General features: G+C 70.4%; 12 protein-coding genes. 7 read left to right on the forward strand and 5 right to left on the reverse strand.

Annotated elements, in window-relative coordinates; genetic code table 11:
• Positions 1 to 90 precede the first annotated feature (90 nt).
• Positions 91 to 2,115 (forward strand): cell wall-binding repeat-containing protein, encoded by a 2,025-nt coding sequence (locus tag ACQEWB_RS29140; RefSeq protein ID WP_432836073.1) that lies wholly within the window; start codon positions 91 to 93, stop codon positions 2,113 to 2,115.
• A 3-nt stretch (positions 2,116 to 2,118) separates the two neighbouring features.
• Here the strand turns inward: ACQEWB_RS29140 and ACQEWB_RS29145 are convergent, their stop codons facing one another.
• Positions 2,119 to 3,279 carry a THUMP-like domain-containing protein gene (locus ACQEWB_RS29145; RefSeq protein ID WP_432836075.1) on the reverse strand — a complete coding sequence of 387 codons (1,161 nt, stop codon included), beginning with the start codon at positions 3,277 to 3,279 and terminating at the stop codon, positions 2,119 to 2,121.
• Between the two features lie 90 nt (positions 3,280 to 3,369).
• Here ACQEWB_RS29145 and ACQEWB_RS29150 point away from each other — a divergent pair, with 90 nt between their 5' ends.
• From ACQEWB_RS29150 to groL, 4 genes are all read left to right on the forward strand, one after another.
• Positions 3,370 to 4,302 carry a polysaccharide deacetylase family protein gene (locus ACQEWB_RS29150; protein WP_432836077.1) on the forward strand — a complete coding sequence of 311 codons (933 nt, stop codon included), beginning with the start codon at positions 3,370 to 3,372 and terminating at the stop codon, positions 4,300 to 4,302.
• The gene (locus ACQEWB_RS29155; RefSeq protein ID WP_432836079.1) at positions 4,299 to 5,024 is read left to right on the forward strand and encodes a polysaccharide deacetylase family protein; all 726 of its coding nucleotides are present in this window, start codon (positions 4,299 to 4,301) and stop codon (positions 5,022 to 5,024) included. The genes ACQEWB_RS29150 and ACQEWB_RS29155 overlap by 4 nt, the downstream gene beginning before the upstream one ends.
• A 274-nt stretch (positions 5,025 to 5,298) precedes the next feature.
• Positions 5,299 to 5,607: a co-chaperone GroES gene (gene groES, locus ACQEWB_RS29160; RefSeq protein ID WP_015658413.1), complete on the forward strand. Its 309-nt coding sequence runs from the start codon at positions 5,299 to 5,301 to the stop codon at positions 5,605 to 5,607.
• Positions 5,608 to 5,740: 133 nt separating this feature from the next.
• Complete coding sequence (gene groL / locus ACQEWB_RS29165) at positions 5,741 to 7,366, forward strand: chaperonin GroEL (RefSeq protein ID WP_432836082.1); 1,626 nt, start codon at positions 5,741 to 5,743, stop codon at positions 7,364 to 7,366.
• A gap of 69 nt (positions 7,367 to 7,435) precedes the next feature.
• Here groL and ACQEWB_RS29170 read toward each other — a convergent pair whose 3' ends face one another.
• The gene (locus ACQEWB_RS29170) at positions 7,436 to 8,143 is read right to left on the reverse strand and encodes an ester cyclase (protein ID WP_432836084.1); all 708 of its coding nucleotides are present in this window, start codon (positions 8,141 to 8,143) and stop codon (positions 7,436 to 7,438) included.
• Between the two features lie 104 nt (positions 8,144 to 8,247).
• Here ACQEWB_RS29170 and ACQEWB_RS29175 point away from each other — a divergent pair, with 104 nt between their 5' ends.
• Complete coding sequence (locus ACQEWB_RS29175; RefSeq protein ID WP_432836086.1) at positions 8,248 to 11,799, forward strand: hypothetical protein; 3,552 nt, start codon at positions 8,248 to 8,250, stop codon at positions 11,797 to 11,799.
• On the opposite strand, the gene ACQEWB_RS29180 is transcribed toward ACQEWB_RS29175, so the two are convergent.
• The gene (locus ACQEWB_RS29180) at positions 11,762 to 12,535 is read right to left on the reverse strand and encodes an SDR family NAD(P)-dependent oxidoreductase (protein WP_432836088.1); all 774 of its coding nucleotides are present in this window, start codon (positions 12,533 to 12,535) and stop codon (positions 11,762 to 11,764) included. The two genes, ACQEWB_RS29175 and ACQEWB_RS29180, sit on opposite strands and share 38 nt — an antisense overlap.
• Before the next feature lie 96 nt (positions 12,536 to 12,631).
• Positions 12,632 to 13,300 (reverse strand): MOSC domain-containing protein, encoded by a 669-nt coding sequence (locus tag ACQEWB_RS29185; protein WP_432836090.1) that lies wholly within the window; start codon positions 13,298 to 13,300, stop codon positions 12,632 to 12,634.
• Between the two features lie 80 nt (positions 13,301 to 13,380).
• Here ACQEWB_RS29185 and ACQEWB_RS29190 point away from each other — a divergent pair, with 80 nt between their 5' ends.
• Positions 13,381 to 14,397 (forward strand): LysR substrate-binding domain-containing protein, encoded by a 1,017-nt coding sequence (locus ACQEWB_RS29190; RefSeq protein ID WP_432836092.1) that lies wholly within the window; start codon positions 13,381 to 13,383, stop codon positions 14,395 to 14,397.
• A 101-nt stretch (positions 14,398 to 14,498) separates the two neighbouring features.
• Here the strand turns inward: ACQEWB_RS29190 and ACQEWB_RS29195 are convergent, their stop codons facing one another.
• Positions 14,499 to 14,828: a WhiB family transcriptional regulator gene (locus ACQEWB_RS29195; RefSeq protein WP_432836094.1), complete on the reverse strand. Its 330-nt coding sequence runs from the start codon at positions 14,826 to 14,828 to the stop codon at positions 14,499 to 14,501.
• Between the last annotated feature and the right edge of the window lie 157 nt (positions 14,829 to 14,985).

Consider the following 14,985-nt stretch of genomic DNA (forward strand, 5'->3'; position numbering starts at 1 on the left):
TCCGAAACTCTGTTCCCTGGCGTCTCGTTGGTCACTACAGTTACTCCGCCCCTGTGCGGGGCCTGTGCGGATCCATGGGGGGTCGACAACTTGAGACTGTTCACGCGCCGCCGTGCCGCGGCGCTCTCCACCGCGGCGGTGCTGGCCGCCACGGGCACCCTGGCGCTCGCGCCGGGTGCCGTCGCCGACGACGCGGGGCCGTGGCCGGGCGCCGAGGGCAAGATCCTGGTGGACGGACCGCGGCTGATCGACCCGGCCACCGGCGCGACCACCGACCCGGCCGTCGGCTTCGGCCAGTACGGCGCCTGGGCGCCGGACGGTAGCCGGTTCGCGTCCATCTCGGACCAGACCATCACCAGCGTGCGCGCCACCGGTTCCACGAAGATCACGCTGCCCAAGGCGACGGGCATGCGCAACAGCGGCGCCGGCTACACGGACCTGGCCTTCGGATGGCGCGGCCGCTACGTCGTCTTCTCCGTCGGCGGCCAGCTCGCCTACGGCCCCTCGGACGGCTCCTGGGCCCCCGAGCCGCTGCTGTCGAGCACCCTGGGCCCGTCGAGCGCCTGCGACGGCAACCCGAGCGTGAGTGGCGCCGGCCTGGTCGCCTTCGAGCGCCACAGCGGCGGCTGCAACGCCACCCCGGGCGTCTACGTCTACGAGCCGTCCACGCAGACCGTCAAGCGCGTGCTCACCGACGCCGCGCAGCCCGTCTACTCGCCGGACGACACCAGGCTGGCCTTCGTCCGCGGCGGCCAGATCTTCACGGCGAACGCCGACGGCACGGACGTCAAGCAGATCACCACCGACGCGCGTACGTACGCCAACCCGTCCTGGTCGCCCACCGGCACCCGGATCCTCGCCGACGTCGAGACCCTCACGAGCGGCGGCGGTTACGTCCACTCCACCGAGTACGTCGACCTGGCCACCGGCGAGTTCACCGAGGTTCCCACCAACTGGGAGGGCAGCAACCCCAGTTGGCAGCCGCTGCGCAAGAACACCACCGCCCGGGTGTGGGGCGCCGACAGCTACGCCACCGCCGTCGCCTCCTCCCGCTTCAGCTGGAACACGGTCGGCCAGAGCGAACCGGGTCTGCTGAACGCCAGGTCGGCCGTGCTGGTCAACCGGGACGACGCGGCGTACTCGCTCACCGCGCCCACGCTGGCCGGCAAGAAGCAGGGCCCCGTGCTGATGACGCCGAAGACGAGCCTGTCGACGGCGGTGAAGAACGAGCTGAAGCGCACCCTGAAGAAGGGCGCGAACGTCTGGATGGTCGGCGGCACGTCCATCCTGACCACCAACGTCTCGACGCAGCTGAAGTCGCTCGGGTACGTCCCCAAGCGGCTGTCCGGCACGGACCGTTACGACACCTCGGTCAAGGTGGCCAAGAGCGTCACGACCGCCCCGACGTACGTGTTCCTGGCCAGCGGCACCGACTACAAGGCGGCCCTCCCGGCGGCCTCGGCGGCCGGCGCCGAGGGCACCGGCAGCACGGGCGGCCTCGTCCTCACCGCCGGCAAGAAGCTGACCGCGTCGGTGAAGTCGTACCTCAACACCCTCAACCCGGCCAAGACCATGGTCATCCCGGTCGGTTCGGACGCGAAGTACGCGCTGACGCACACGAACTTCTCCCACTGGCCGTCGACGTACTACTACTACCCGATCACGGCGACCACCAGCGAGGGACTCTCGGTGGCCGTCGCCAAGTTCTGGTGGACCACCCCCGGCCAGATCGCCCTCGCCTACACCGGCGCCTGGCGCGACGGGGTCTCGGCGAGCGCGGCGATGAACATCTACGGACCCCTCGTCTGGACCTCCCGGCCCGCCCTGTCCAGCGAGGTCAAGAGCTACCTGCTGCGCGAGTCCGCGGGCACCCAGGCCGCCGTCGCCTTCGGCCCGACCGCCTCGGTCACCACGGGCGCCCTGAACACGGCCGGCTCGTCGATGAGCGCGAGCGGTAGCCAGTTCGTGTACGAGCCGTTCTACAACGGTGTCGCCCCGTCCACGAGCACGTTCGCCCAGCGCACGGCGGGCAGTGAGTCCGCGGCCACCACCAAGTCCGGCCGGGCGACGGCCGATCCGCACCTGGACTCGCTGAAGACGGCCCAGCACCAGTAGCGGCTACGCCGGGGCGCCGATCAGCATGGTCGGCGCCCCGGCGACCCGGGTGAGGAACACGGTCGCCGAGTTACGCCCCTGCGGCTTGACCTTCTTCCGCAGCTCCTCCGGCTCCACCGCCGACCCCCGCTTCTTCACGGTCAGGATCCCGACCTCGCGCTCCCGCAGCAGTGCCTTCAACTTCTTCACGTTGAAGGGGAGTTGGTCGGTGATCTCGTAGGCGGTGGCGTACGGGGTGGCGTGGAGTTCGTCCGCCGTCACGTAGGCGATGGTCGCGTCGACCAGGCCGCCGTCCAGGTCCTCGGCGACCTCCGCGACGAGGTGGGCGCGGATGACGGCGCCGTCGGGCTCGTACAAGTAGCGGCCCACGGGGCGGACTTGGGGGTCGGGCAGGCCCCTGCCGAGGAGCGTGCGCGGCCCGGGGAGGAGGGTGGCGCGCACCGCGCCCGGCTTCGCCCCGAACCACAGCACCGCTTCCTTCACGTCCCCGCCGTCCGAGATCCACTCGGCCTCGGCGTCCTCCGGCACGGCCTCGTGCGGGATGCCGGGCGCCACCTTGAGCGCGGCGTGCGGCGCCTTGCGGGCCGCCTCGACGGCCCGGGAGAGCGGCGGCGAGTAGGCCTCCGGGTCGAAGATGCGGCCGCGGCCGCCGCGCCGGGCCGGGTCCACGAACACGGCGTCGTATCCCGCCGTATCCACCTCCATGACGTCCGCCTCGCGCACCTCGATCAGCCCGCCCAGCCCGAGCGCCTCGGCGTTCGCACGCGCCGCGGCCGCCGTCAGCGGGTCGCGGTCCACGGCGAGCACGCGGATGCCCGCCCGGGCCAGCGCGATGGCATCCCCGCCGATCCCGCAGCACAGGTCGGCGACGGACCGCACCCCGAGCGCCTGGAAACACTCCGCGCGATACGAGGCGACAGTCGCGCGCGTCGACTGCTCGACGCCGTTCGGCGTGAAGAACATCCGGGCCGCGTCCTCGGCGCCGAACTTCGCCGCAGCCCGCTGCCGCAGCCGCGCCTGGCCGAGCGCCGCCGACACCAGTTCGGCGGGGTGCTCGCGGCGCAGCCGGGTGGCGACGGCGAGCTCGTCGGCGGGGGCCGTGCCGCGCACCTCGGCGAGGAGGGCGCGGCCTTCGGGGGTGAGGAGGGGGGCGAGGTCGTTCACCGGCTCATTGTGGGCCAGTCGGTGGATGGTGTGCCTCCGGTCGCGGTGTCGGGCCGGGGGAGGGGCGGTGAGCTGCGAAGATCCAACGCCATGCGAGTAGTCGTACAAAATGACAAAAATCGGTCGTCGCGTGGGGCCCGGATCCGCGGCGGAATCGCCGTGCTCGCCGTCGCCGCCGTCGCCTCCGGCTGCGCACAGAGCGCCGAGCACAGGGCGGTGCGCCCCGCCCACGCCCCGCAGCGCCTGAAGGCGCCCGAGGCGCGTGCCCTGGACTCGTACGCCACCAGGCTGCGCGCCGCCATGACCGCACGCGCCGCGGCCGCGAAGCGCTGGGGGCTGAAGCAGGTGCCGTTGACGGCGCCGCCGGCCCCGGCGGAGAAGCCGCACATCACCGCGCGCAAGGGCTTCGAGGTCGACGACCAGGAGGAGCTGAACCTTCCGCCGGTCTTCACCACGGTCCCCACCAAGGAGCGGATCGTCTTCCTCACCATCGACGACGGCGCCGAGAAGGACCGGGCGTTCCTGCGGATGATGGACGAGCTGAAGATCCCGTACACCGCCTTCCTCAGCAACTTCCTGGTCAAGGACGACTACCCGTACTTCCGCAAGATGCAGTCCGAGGGCGTGACGCTGAACAACCACACCCTCACGCACCCCTTCCTGCCGGGGCTGTCGTACGAGGAGCAGAAGCACGAGATCTGCGGGATGCAGAAGGTCATGAAGAAGGAGTTCGGGAAGGCGCCGACCGTCTTCCGGCCGCCCTTCGGGAACTACAACCGCGACACCCTGCGGGCCGCCAAGTCCTGCGGCATCAAGTACGCGCCGATCTGGGACGAGGAGGTCTTCGTCGACCACTGGGAGTACCGCGAGTGGGACCAGGACCTGCACCCCGGCGACATCGTGCTCACCCACTTCCGCGGCCGCGACGAGTGGAAGGGCACCATGGTCGACGACATGCGCCGCTTCCTGAACCGGGTCACCGCCGACGGGTACGCGGTGGCCCGCCTGGAGGACTACCTGTGAGGCGCCGGGGACTGGCGGCCGGTGCCCTCGCGCTGGCCGTGCTCCTCACCGGCTGCGCCCAGTCCGTCGACCCCATCGAGCGGCTGGGCAAGAAGGCGGCGCAGCGGGTACGGGCCCATGGACCGTCCGCCCCGCAGCTCCCGCCGGTCGTCACCCGTGTCCGCACCCGGGACCGGGTCGTCTTCCTCACCTACGACGACAGCGCCGAGCGCGACCCCCGCTTCGTCGACCTGGTCCGCGAACGGCGGCTGCCCGTCAGCGTGTTCCTCACCGACGACGTCGTGGGACCGGGGTACGGCCACTTCGCGCGCCTCCAGTCGGTGGGCGCGACCCTCCAGAACCACACCCTCGACCACTCCGCCCTGCCCGGCCTGCCCTACGCCGGCCAGCGCGCCGAGATCTGCGGCCAGCGGGACAAGCTGCGGTCCCGCTTCGGCGTCCGCCCCGACCTCTTCCGCCCGCCCTACGGCACGTACGACACCACGACCCTGCGGGCGGCGGCCGACTGCGGGGTCTCGGCGCTCGTGCTGTGGCGGGCCTCGGTGACGGGGAGCGGCGGACTTGCGTACACCCAGGGCGGCGACCGACTGCGGCCCGGCGACATCGTGGCCGTGGACCCGGACGGGGGGACGGGGCTGACGCTCGAGCAGCGCACGACACGGCTGCTGCGCGAGCTGCGGGGGCGGGGGCTGCGGGTTGGGCGCCTGGAGGACTATCTGTAGTGCCGGGTGGGGGACTGCCTGTAGAGCCGGGTGGGGACTGCCCGTAGCGCCGGGTGGGGACTGCCCGTAGCGCCTGTGTGGGCAGCGGCGCGCCGCCGTAATTAGCAGTCCGCTTGACCGAGTGCTAATCACGGTCATAGTCTCGGCTCTGGCACTCGCCACTGGAGAGTGCCAACACAGCGACGGGCAGGTCCGGCACCCGCGACGACGGATCCACCTGGTCGCCACCTCAGACAGTTAACCCCGTGAGATCTCCGAAGGGGGAGGTCGGATCGTGACGACCGCCAGCTCCAAGGTTGCCATCAAGCCGCTCGAGGACCGCATCGTGGTCCAGCCGCTCGACGCCGAGCAGACCACGGCCTCTGGCCTGGTCATCCCGGACACCGCGAAGGAGAAGCCCCAGGAGGGCGTCATCCTCGCCGTCGGTCCGGGCCGCTTCGAGAACGGCGAGCGCCTGCCGCTCGACGTGAAGGTCGGCGACATCGTGCTGTACAGCAAGTACGGCGGCACCGAGGTGAAGTACAACGGCGAGGAGTACCTCGTCCTCTCGTCCCGCGACGTGCTCGCGATCATCGAGAAGTAATTCACTTCGTTTCGATTCACATCGAAGCATTTTGCTTGTGAGCTGCGCCCCGGGTTCCCGCGTCCTTATGAAGCCGGGTCTCCGGGGCGCAGTTCGTTTCACTCACGTTTTCCGAGAGGGCTGAACCGCTCCCATGGCGAAGATCCTGAAGTTCGACGAGGACGCCCGTCGCGCCCTCGAGCGCGGCGTCAACAAGCTGGCCGACACGGTCAAGGTGACGATCGGCCCCAAGGGCCGCAACGTCGTCATCGACAAGAAGTTCGGCGCGCCCACCATCACCAATGACGGCGTCACCATCGCCCGTGAGGTCGAGGTCGAGGACCCGTACGAGAACCTCGGCGCCCAGCTGGTGAAGGAGGTGGCGACCAAGACCAACGACATCGCGGGTGACGGCACCACCACCGCCACCGTGCTCGCCCAGGCGCTGGTGCGCGAGGGCCTGAAGAACGTCGCCGCGGGTGCCTCCCCGGCGCTGCTGAAGAAGGGCATCGACGCGGCCGTGGCCGCGGTCTCCGAGGACCTCCTCGCGACCGCCCGCCCGATCGACGAGAAGTCCGACATCGCCGCCGTGGCCGCGCTCTCCGCGCAGGACCAGCAGGTCGGCGAGCTCATCGCCGAGGCGATGGACAAGGTCGGCAAGGACGGTGTCATCACCGTCGAGGAGTCCAACACCTTCGGTCTGGAGCTGGACTTCACCGAGGGCATGGCCTTCGACAAGGGCTACCTGTCGCCGTACTTCGTGACGGACCAGGAGCGCATGGAAGCCGTCCTGGACGACCCGTACATCCTCATCAACCAGGGCAAGATCTCCTCCATCCAGGAGCTGCTGCCGCTGCTGGAGAAGGTCATCCAGTCGGGTGCCTCCAAGCCGCTGCTGATCATCGCCGAGGACCTGGAGGGCGAGGCCCTCTCCACCCTCGTCGTCAACAAGATCCGCGGCACGTTCAACGCGGTCGCCGTCAAGGCCCCGGGCTTCGGCGACCGTCGCAAGGCGATGCTTCAGGACATGGCGGTCCTCACCGGCGCCACGGTCATCTCCGAGGAGGTCGGCCTCAAGCTCGACCAGGTGGGCCTGGACGTGCTGGGCTCCGCCCGCCGCGTGACGATCACCAAGGACGACACGACCATCGTCGACGGCGCCGGCGACTCCGCCGACGTCGTGGGCCGCGTCGCCCAGATCAAGGCCGAGATCGAGAACACGGACTCCGACTGGGACCGCGAGAAGCTCCAGGAGCGCCTCGCGAAGCTGGCCGGCGGCGTGTGCGTGATCAAGGTCGGCGCCGCCACCGAGGTGGAGCTGAAGGAGAAGAAGCACCGTCTCGAGGACGCCATCTCGGCGACCCGCGCCGCGGTCGAGGAGGGCATCGTCTCCGGCGGTGGCTCGGCCCTCGTCCACGCCGCCAAGGTCCTCGAGGGCGGCCTGGGCAAGACGGGCGACGAGGCCACCGGTGTCGCCGTCGTCCGCAAGGCCGTCGTCGAACCCCTCCGCTGGATCGCCGAGAACGCCGGCCTGGAGGGTTACGTCATCACCTCCAAGGTCGCCGAGCTCGACAAGGGCCAGGGCTTCAACGCCGCGACCGGCGAGTACGGCGACCTGGTCAAGGCCGGCGTCATCGACCCGGTCAAGGTCACCCGCTCCGCCCTGGAGAACGCGGCCTCCATCGCGTCCCTCCTCCTGACGACCGAGACCCTGGTCGTCGAGAAGAAGGAAGAGGAAGAGCCGGCCGCGGCCGGCCACGGCCACGGGCACTCGCACTGACGTAGGTCGGTAACGCCGTGAGAGGCCCGGCACCCTGCAGACAGGGGGTGCCGGGCCTCAGCGCATCCCCTACTGCTCAAGCCCCTCAAGGGCCCCCAACTGGGCCATCAGCCCCAGCCGGTCGTACTCCCACCACGCCTCGACGATCTTCCCGTGCTCGCCGAACCGATGCGTGGTGACCCCGGTCATGGCCACCTTCTTCCCACCGGCCGGCATCCCCATGAACTCACCGGTCTGGGTCCCGTTCCAGGTCCACCGGGTACAGACCCGGTCCCCCTGGGCGATCTGGTCGTCGATGACGAACTCGAACTCGAAGCCACCGCGCCACATCCCGATCTCGCGCCGCAGGGCATCCATCCCCATCGTGTCCTGCTCGTTCGCGGGATCATGGTCGTGGTAACTCTCCGCGACCAGCTCGTCGAGCGGCGGCAGATCCCCCGAGACAGCGATGGTCTCGAAGAACCGCCGTGCGTTGGTCGCGTACAACTGCTCATCGCGTACGACGTCGAGATCCGTGAACGTGGGCATCTCGTCGCAGAGCGCGACCATCTCCCGGAAGATCTTGTCCGTCTCGGGAAGATTCGAGTTCCGCATGGCCTCCTCGTACGACGGGAACTCCACGATCTCGATGAAGTGCGACGCGTCGGAGTGATCCTTCCCGACCACCGCATGCGTCGCCGTCCGCTTCCCCTTGGTCTGCTCGACCCACGTGTCCATCAGCCGGTTGATGTCATCGAACCGGCTGGTCCTGCAGTCGATGATCTGAACGAAGGTCATGGTGGTGCCTCCGGTCCGGGTGGGTCCGGGTCGGTTCGGGTGTACGGGACCATTTTCCCACCGGAGAGCCTCGGCGGCGCGCTTCCGTTTGGCACCATGGCGTCATGCGGGAACGGGGGGAACGGTCCGTGTCGGCGGGCGGCGGCATCGGTACCGCCATCACGGGCGACAACAACCAGGTATTGCTCGCGCCGGCGGTGCGGTCGGCGTACTGGGAGCAGGTGCGGCGCATCGCCCCGGCCGAACTCCTCGACCGCGAAGCCGAGCTGACCGACCTGGCCGACTTCTGCACGACCGACTCCGGCCCGTCGTACGCCTGGTGGCGGGCGGGAGCGTGGGCGGGCAAGACGGCACTCCTGTCGTGGTTCGCGCTGCATCCGCCAGCGGGCGTACGCGTGGTGCCGTTCTTCGTGACGGCGCGGCTGGGTGCGCAGAACGACGTGATCGCGTACGTCGATGTCGTCCTGGAGCAGTTGGCGGAACTGACCGGCGAGGGCATCCCGGCCTACCTCACCCCCGCGACCCGCGAGGCCCACCTCCTGCGCCTCTACGGCGAAGCGGCCCGCGCCTGCGGGGAGCGGGGCGAGCGTCTGGTCCTGCTGGTGGACGGGCTGGACGAGGACCGGGGGGTGACGACCGGCCCTGACGCCCACAGCATCGCGAGCCTTCTTCCCGGATACCCCGAGCACGGCATGCGCGTGGTGATCGCGAGCCGTCTGAACCCGCCGCTGCCGGGCGACGTGGCGGGGGACCACCCGCTCTGGCAACCAGAGGTCGTACGGCTGTTGCGCCGGTCGCCGCGCGCCGAGGTGATCCGGGCCGAGGCCGAACGCGAACTGAAGCGGCTGATCGAGGCCGGCGGGCTCGAACACGATCTGCTCGCGCTGGTGACGGCAGCCGGGGGCGGGCTCACGGCCGGCGATCTGGCCACGCTGACCGGGAAGACCTCGTACCGGGTACAGGACATCCTGCGCACCCGGGCCGGCCGGACCTTCGCCGTGCGCGCGAGTGTGTACCTGCTGGGCCACGAGGAGTTGCAGTCGAGGGCGGAGGAGATCCTCGGCGAATCCGAACTCGCGTGTCACCGGGCACAGTTGCACGCATGGGCGGACGGGTGGCAGGAACAGGGATGGCCGGAGGCCACGCCGGAATACCTCTTGCGGGGCTACTTCCCCATGCTGCGGGCCACGGCTGACCTGGATCGGATGACGTCGAACGCCCTCGACTCGACACGCCATGAGCGGATGTTCGAGGCGACCGGCGGTGACGCCGCGGCCCTCGACGAGATCCGTGCCGCGCAGGAGCTCATGGTCGAGCGGACCGAACAGGGCCAGGAGGCGGACCTGTTGGGGGCACTGCGCCTCGCCATGCACCGCGACGAGCTCGCCGGGCGCAGCGCCCGTATCCCCGGCGCGGTCGCGGAGGCGTGGGCGGTCCTGGGACAGGGCAGCCGGGCGGAGGCGCTCGCGTACAGCCAGGTGGAGCCCGAGAGCCGGGCCCGGGCGCTCATCGCGGTCGCGAGCAGGCTGGCGGCGGGAGACAGAGAGCGGGCGCTGACCCTGCTCACCGATGCTCAGGCGTGCGTGGGTCTGGTGCGTCGGTCCGACGACCGGGATCGGGTGACTCGGCAGGTGTGCCACGCCCTGATCGAACTGGACGAGTGCGCGCGGGCGGCAGAGCTGCTGGGTTCGCTCGTGCCCCCGCTCGCACAGGAAGTCTCCGTGGAACTCGTGCGAAAGCACCTCTCCGAGGGGCGCTTCGAGTCGGCGTCCGAGGTTGCCGACTGGACCACCGGGCCACGCGAGAGGGCCTTGGCGGTCGGTGCCCTGGTCGCGGCTCGGCTGCGGGGCATGGACACCGGGGCGGCGGAGGCCGACCGTCTCCTCGACGAGACGGTCAGAGGGCTGGAGTCGCCCTGGGGTGTCGTGGAGGCGCTTGTCGACGCGGGTGAAGTGGATCGTGCCGTGGCACTGGTCACCCGGCTGCCGAAGTTGAGCCACCGTACGGCGGGTGTTCGGGGGCGCGACCCGGCGTGTGCGGAGCTGGCCCGGGCCGAGGCGAGCCGGGGGGATTTTGGACGGGCGGAGGCGTGGCTCACCCGGATTCGTGACTCCGAGCTGAGCGACGCCGTGCGGGCCGACGTGGCCGCGGAGCTGGTGCGCCGGGGCCAGCTGCCGCGGGCGGACCGACTGGCGGCGACGGTGGACGGCGACCGGCAGAAGGAGTGGGAGTGGGTACGGGCACGTGTCGCCGGGGCACTGGCAGAGGCAGGCGACCTCGAACAGGCCGCGGACAGGGCGGACGATCTCGTGCTGGAGCCGGCGCGCGCTCACGTCATGGTCGCTCTGGCAGAGGCGGGGGCACGCCTGGGCGAGGAGGAGACCGCCCTCGCCCTCATACGGGAGATCGCCGACTTCCCCTTCACGAGCGACGGGATGCCCGCGGTCGCGCTGGCCCTCGCCACGCACGGCTGCGTGGGCGAGGCCGAGGAGATCCTGGCCGAGTTGGAGGCCGAGGCGCGCGGTGCGGTGCTCGTGCCCCGTGACCTGTTCACTCTGGCGGATGCGCTGAAGGCACTGGCCGAGGCCGGCTACCCGGACGAGGCGGTCGCCGTGGTCACGACCGAGCCCCCCATGCTCGCTCATCTGGAGGCCCTGGTCTGGCCGGACGACGACTACGGTCTGGACCTGTTTCTGATGGCGGGGTGCGAAGTGCTCGCCAGTGTGGGGGAGTTCGAGCGGCTGGAAGCGATGCTTGAGGACGCTCCCGACCACCTGGGGATCCTGTTCCCCCTCGCGGAGGCGCTCGCCGTAGCGGGACAGATCGAGCGAGTACGGGCACTGCTGGCCGGGTGCCGGAGCGAGAGCACCAGCAACGAGGTCCTGGCAGCGGTCGCCAGAGCACTGGTACTCGAGGGACAGACAGAGCGCGCCCTGGAATCCGTGCGGGCGATGGCAGGCCCTGAAAAGGTGGTGGCGACCCTGGCCCGGCTTGCTCGTACAGCCGCCGACCTCGGAAGTCATGGCGACGCGGAGTCACTGCTCGGCAACGCGATCCAGCTGGCGGACGACATACTCGCACCGGGCCGCCTTGCGCCGCAGTCGGACTTGGTCGAGACCCTGGTCGCCCTGGGACACACCGACGCCGCCCGCTCACGACTCATCACGCTGTTGGACCATGCGCGGCATGACCTCGACGTGAGCGAGCTGCCGGCGTACGCACGTCTGCTGGCCTTCGTGGGTTGGCACGACAAGGCCGAAATCCTCGCGAACGGGATCGGCGACACCGAGACCCGTGCCAGTGCCCAGGCCGAGGTGGCCAAGGTGCTCGCCGAGGCGGGCGAGTACGAGAGGGCCGAACGGCTCGCACGGAGGATCACGCCCCAGGCAGGAATCACCGGGGATGTCCTCGCGGAGATCGCTCGTCACGCCGATGAGCCCAGCGCACGCAGGCTGGTCGTCGCAGCACTCACCCACGTGCGGTGGACGGAGGCTCTTCCCGCCCTGCTCCGACTGGAGCCCCGAGCCGTTCCTCTCGTCGTCGAGGCCCTGAGCGGTCCTGTGCGGACGAACACCCCGAGCGGTGCCACCTGGAAGCATTGGCTCGGCGTGAATCGTCCTACTGCGCTCCGTACTTCCGACCGGTCCTCGACGTAATCCCACCCAACAACCCCCTGGGCGCCACCTTCACGATCCCCATCAACGCCTTGTACCGAGGATCCGGAATCGACAGCGACTTCCCCCGCGCCAGATCCCCCAGCGCCGCCGCCACCAGTTTGTCCGCGTCGAGCCACATCCACCCGGGAATGTTGTCCGTGCCCATCCCGGCCCGCTGATGGAATTCCGTGCGGACGAATCCGGGGCAGAGGGCCATCAGCCGCACCCCGCTCCCCGCGAGGTCCTTCGCCGCCCCCTGCGTGAACTGCACGACCCACGCCTTGGACGCGCCATACGTGCCGCGTGGCACGAACGCCGCCACCGACGCCACGTTCACCACCCCGCCCCGGCCCCGCTCCCGCATCGCCTCCGTCGCCGCCGAGGTCAGTCGGAGTACCGCCTCGCAGTGGACCTTGAGCATCTTCAGCTCGTCGGTCATGGAGACGTCGAGGTAGCGGCCCTTGTTGCCGAAGCCCGCGTTGTTGATCAGCAGGTCGACCGGGTTCCTGCGGTCGGACAGGCGGGCCGCCACCGCCTCGATGCCGGCGTCCGTCGCGAGGTCGGCCGTCAGGACCTCCGCCTCGATGCCGTGCCGGTCGTGCAGCTCGGTCGCCTGGTCGCGCAGCCGCTTCGTGTCCCGCGCGACGAGCACCAGATTGTGCCCGTCACCCGCCAGCCGCCGTGCGAACGCGGCGCCGATGCCCGCGGTCGATCCCGTAATCAGAGCCGTTGTCATGGCCCAAGGGTAGTTACCCGGACTGTGGGAATCCGATCTCTGCACACGGCCCGACGGTGGTGAAGCACCTGGGGAGGCGCATGATCTGACGGAAAGTCAGGAGGTCTGCCGCGACGCGTACCTGCGCGCCTCCGCCAGCTGCTCAGGATGGAGCGCGTCGCCGGCCGCCAACACCCTTGGCAGCAAGGCCCGTTCGGTTGTCGAAGCGCGGAACGCCAGTGCCACCGTCACGTCGTGGTCCGGTCGGTGCACGATCTCGACCGTGTCGCCGGAGCGGATCTCGCCGGGCTCGATCACCCGCAGATACGCCCCCGGCGCCCCCTTCCGCGTGAACCGCTTCACCCAGCCCTTCTCACCCAGATGGCCCTGGAAGGTACGGCAGGGAATCCGGCCAGACGTGACCTCCAGGACGACCTCCGGCCCGATCCGCCAGCGCTCGCCGATCAGTGCGCCGGTGATGTCGAGGCCCTCGGTGGTGAGGTTCTCGCCGAACGAGCCGTTCGGCAGCGCGCGGCCCAACTCGAGCTCCCAGCCGTCCAGGTCCTCGCGGGCCATCGCGTACACCGCCTGGTCGTTCCCGCCGTGGTGCTGGAGTTTGCACACCGCGTCCCCGGCCAGCCCGCTCCCGGCGACCCCCTTGGGCCCGGGCGCCGCCACCCGCACCGGCCCCGGGACCGGGCGCTTGTCGATTCCGGTCAGGCCTTCGGGCGCGTCCGTGTACGGCACGGCCCGCGCGCTGCCCACGTTCACTGACAGAAGCCTCATGACCTCACGGTAGGCGACCCGACCTCAAAGCCACGACGCATTTTTGGGCGCCGTGCTAAAGGACGACTTATTCTCGAAGGGTGATCGAAGCCCGCCATCTGCGCGTCCTGCGCGCCGTCGCGACCACCGGCTCCTTCTCGGCCGCGGGGCGCGAACTGGGCTGCACCCAGCCCGCCGTCAGCCAGCAGATGAAGGCCCTGGAGGCCTCCGTGGGCACCCCGCTGCTGGTCCGCAACGGGCGTGAGATGCGCCTCACCCAGGCCGGTGAGGCCCTCGTCCGGCACGCGAACGGCATCCTCGCCGGCCTCACCGCCGCCGAGGAGGAGGTCGCGGCGATCGCCGGGCTGCGGGCCGGGCGGGTCCGGCTGGTCTCGTTCCCCAGCGGCAGCTCGACCCTCGTACCGAACGCCCTCGCGGCCCTGCGCGCCGCGCACCCCGGCACCCGCGTCTCGCTCGAGGAGGCCGAACCGCCCGCCTCCGTCGAGATGCTCCGCGCGGGAGAGTGCGACGTGGCGCTCGCCTTCCGGTACGAAGGTGCGAGGGGTGGCGCGGGTGCGACGGGTGCGACGGGTGCGACGGGTGCGACGGGTGCCACGGATACGACGGGTGCGACGGGTGCCGCGGGGGCGGCAGGCGGTCGGCAGGAGCAGGAAGGCGAGTGGGACGACCTCGTCGTACGTCCGCTGCTGACCGACCGGCTGGTCGGGCTGGTGCCCGAGCGGCACCCGCTCGCGGACGCCGGCACCGTGGCCATCGGCGAGCTCGCGCGCGAGCCGTGGATCGCCGGATGCCCGCGCTGCCGCGGTCGGTTGGTGGAGGTGTGCGAGTCGGCCGGCTTCACCCCGCGCATCGACTTCGCCACTGACGACTACCCGGCCGTGGTCGGCCTCGTCGGCGCCGGTCTGGGGGTCGCCGTACTGCCGCAGCTCGCCATCGAGTCGGTACGACCACGCCACGCGCGCGTGCTGACGCTCCGGCCGGCGGTACGGCGGGAGATCGTGGCGCTCACCCTGCCCGACCTGGCCCAGGTGCCGGCGGTCGCGGCCACCCTGGAACAGCTGGGGCGCACGGCGGCCAGCGCGCGCCCCCGGTCGTGAAGACAGGCCCCCGGTCATGAAGAAGGGCACGCGCGCGTGCCCTTCTCGGTGGGAGCTCAGGGTTCGGGAGCTCGGGAACCCTGGAACGCAGAAACGTTCCTTCAGTTGTTCGAAGCGCTGTCCCCGCTGGTGGCCCCCGCCGACACCAGCCGGTTCCGCGCTCTGCCCATGAGCTCTTCGCGCTCGTCCTCGGTCAGGCCGCCCCACACGCCGTACGGCTCTCTCACCGCCAGCGCGTGCGCCGCGCACTGCGCGCGCACCGGGCACCTCATGCAGACCTCCTTGGCCGAGTTCTCGCGAGCGCTCCGGGCCGCGCCTCGCTCGCCCTCAGGATGAAAGAAGAGCGAGCTGTCGACCCCGCGACAGGCAGCCAGAAGCTGCCAGTCCCAAAGGTCCGCGTTCGGTCCGGGAAGGCGGGAGAAATCTGCCATTACGTGACCCCTTGTAGCCGTTCTGAGCGGATACGGTGCCCACGACCGTACATCTACGATCTAAGGAGATGAAAATATGACTCATTGCGAATCTAGCCTCAGACACCAGCAGATGGGAAGAAAAGGGGCTAAATGGGGCACTGGTTGTGATGAAACG

Origin of the sequence: Streptomyces sp. CA-249302 (genome assembly GCF_050936785.1) — a bacterium.
Classification (GTDB): domain Bacteria; phylum Actinomycetota; class Actinomycetes; order Streptomycetales; family Streptomycetaceae; genus Streptomyces.